At 48.8% G+C, this 2,283-nt stretch carries 3 protein-coding genes; all 3 read right to left on the reverse strand.

From position 1 onward, the window contains the following. A partial coding sequence (gene dapB / locus GAC_RS01515) for a 4-hydroxy-tetrahydrodipicolinate reductase (protein ID WP_037349097.1) occupies positions 1-670 on the reverse strand: 670 nt, incomplete at its 3' end. 181 nt (positions 671-851) lie between these two features. Continuing rightward, positions 852-1,337 carry a flavin reductase family protein gene (locus tag GAC_RS01520; protein WP_010265186.1) on the reverse strand — a complete coding sequence of 162 codons (486 nt, stop codon included), beginning with the start codon at positions 1,335-1,337 and terminating at the stop codon, positions 852-854. A gap of 12 nt (positions 1,338-1,349) precedes the next feature. Next, entirely contained in the window at positions 1,350-2,249 is a 900-nt protein-coding gene (locus tag GAC_RS01525; protein WP_010267994.1) for a 4-hydroxybenzoate octaprenyltransferase, read from the reverse strand. Positions 2,250-2,283 lie beyond the last annotated feature (34 nt).

Raw genomic sequence — 2,283 nt, forward strand, 5'->3', positions numbered from 1 at the left:
CCCGGTGCTGCAATTCTACAATCTCATCATCCCCAAGGAACATAACCGCATGATCGCCTATCACCCCTCCTCCTCTGGCAACGGAAAACCCCACGGCGCCACTCCGCCTACAACCGAAACCAAAGGTGTGCTGCTGCGATTCAAGCTCAACCCCCATACCCTGTGCCACAGCCTTACCCAGCATTAGCGATGTTCCAGAGGGCGCATCTTTTTTCGCTCTATGATGCAATTCTCGAATCTCTACATCATAGCCCCGAAATCCAGCTGCAGCCATTTTAACTAGCTCTAGTAACAATGTAACACCCAAACTCATGTTGCACGACCATAAAAGCGGAACCTTCTCCGCATGCGTGCGAAAATCCCTCTCATCGACTCCGGTAGTGCCGCTAACAAGTGGAACACGTTTCTCGGAGGCAATGCCTACACACTCGAGCATACACTCAGGACTACTAAAATCAATAACAACATCAGAGCAATCAAAAAGAAATTCCTTGGAATCCGTAATCTTGGCACCGTGGCCACAGCCGAGCACTGCCCCCATATCCTCGCCTACAAGGCCATTCCCCCGCCTTACAACACCTCCACTAAGCTCAACACCACCAGTCCCTACAACCTCCTGTACAATTATGCGGCCCATTCTACCCAAACAACCAACTATGCCAATCTTCATTGCAAGGGACCTTAAACCACGTGCAGACGCCTTTTGTACCACTACTCTACGTAACACACGGCAACACAAACATGCAGCTGCCGGCGGCGGTGTATGATAGCGTCCCACAGATACGGGGCACGCGCAACGTTTCTTTTTATGACAGCTGCCAGATCGGCATACAGTACGCAATTGCGACGCATTAGCAATTCAACCTACAGTACCCACCACGGTAGTAAAGCAGGGGATTGGCATCATCAAGAATTTTACAGTCCAGCACCCTACCAACCACAATTTTGTGATCTCCCCCATCGTACAGATGATGCATCGTACAATAAAAATAGGCTATGGATCCGTTTATCACGGGCATACCATCCACTACTGTAAAATTATAGCTCTCCCAAAACTTCCTATTCCTCTCTGCAAAATTTCTGGAAACGTCGGCCTGGTGCTCACCCAAAATATTCACAACGAACTGGGTGCACATGCTAAACACACCAAACCTCGAAGAAGTTTTCTCAATAGAAAACAATACCAGCGGCGGATCCAGAGACACAGAGTTGAACGAGCTAACCGTAACTCCATGCATAACACCACAGTTGTCCATCGTAGTTACCACAGTAACACCGGTGGCAAACCTCCCCATACAAGACCTAAATAGTTCCGAAGAAACATCGCCGAGTTGCATTCGAACCGGGAATTACAGAAACCTGATACCTATCTTACCGAGAAACGCGCCCAGAAAAAGCAACAGCCCCACGTACATGTTGATCCTGAACATATACATGCATCTGCTGGGGCTGTCAAAGTCTGACTTTGCGTATTGGTAGTAGAATATGCCGGCAATCCCCAACATGCACACATAATAAGCAGCACCCAACGAGGATATTACGCCCGTACTCACCCACATGGTAGTGGTAAGTATATACAGCCTCCCTATGTATCGCTTTGTATTAGCACCGAACTTGACTGCGGTGCTTCCCAGGCCCAAAATCGCGTCATCCTCCTTATCTTGACAGGCGTATATGGTATCATAGGCGGTGGTCCAAAATATGCATCCTATGTACAGGAGTATGGACCCAAGCACAAGCTTATTTGCCGCCATTGCAGAGCCTATCAACACCCCGCAATTGAATACAAAACCGAGAAAAAACTGCGGGTAGGAGAAATATCTTTTCATCAAGGGATATAGCACAATACCAACTGCAAAAAAGGTGCTTAGGTAGAAAGTCATCGCGTTGGTCAATAGCAAAATACCTAGGGCGATCCCAACCAGCAACAGCAGCACTTTTAATGCCTGAGGAACAGTAAGGGCACCAGAGGCAAGGGGCCTGTTTTTGGTCCTCCGGACCTTTGCATCTATCTTTCTGTCAAATATATCATTGATCACACACCCAGCAGTCCTCACAATGGCCGCACCGACCGCGCTGAGCACAAAAAGCCACAGGGTTTTCGCGATGCTGCTCGACGCAATGGAGATACTGGCAAGCGCGGGAAAGGCAGCAAGTAGGGTTATTTCCACACTTTGCAGCCTGCACAGCGTAAAATACGGGAGCGGGAGGTGGCATTTGATGAGGTTCTTGACTCTACCCAGCAACATAGGCCACCCCAACACACATACTAGCTTCACGGTC

It is taken from the genome of Anaplasma marginale str. Florida (genome assembly GCF_000215485.1).
Taxonomy (GTDB): domain Bacteria; phylum Pseudomonadota; class Alphaproteobacteria; order Rickettsiales; family Anaplasmataceae; genus Anaplasma; species Anaplasma marginale.

Excerpts from the sequence above, each read along its gene's own strand:
- GAC_RS01520 (WP_010265186.1), bottom strand. The coding sequence starts at position 1,337 with ATGCAACTCGGCGATGTTTCTTCGGAACTATTTAGGTCTTGTATGGGG.
- GAC_RS01525 (WP_010267994.1), bottom strand. The coding sequence starts at position 2,249 with ATGTTGCTGGGTAGAGTCAAGAACCTCATCAAATGCCACCTCCCGCTC.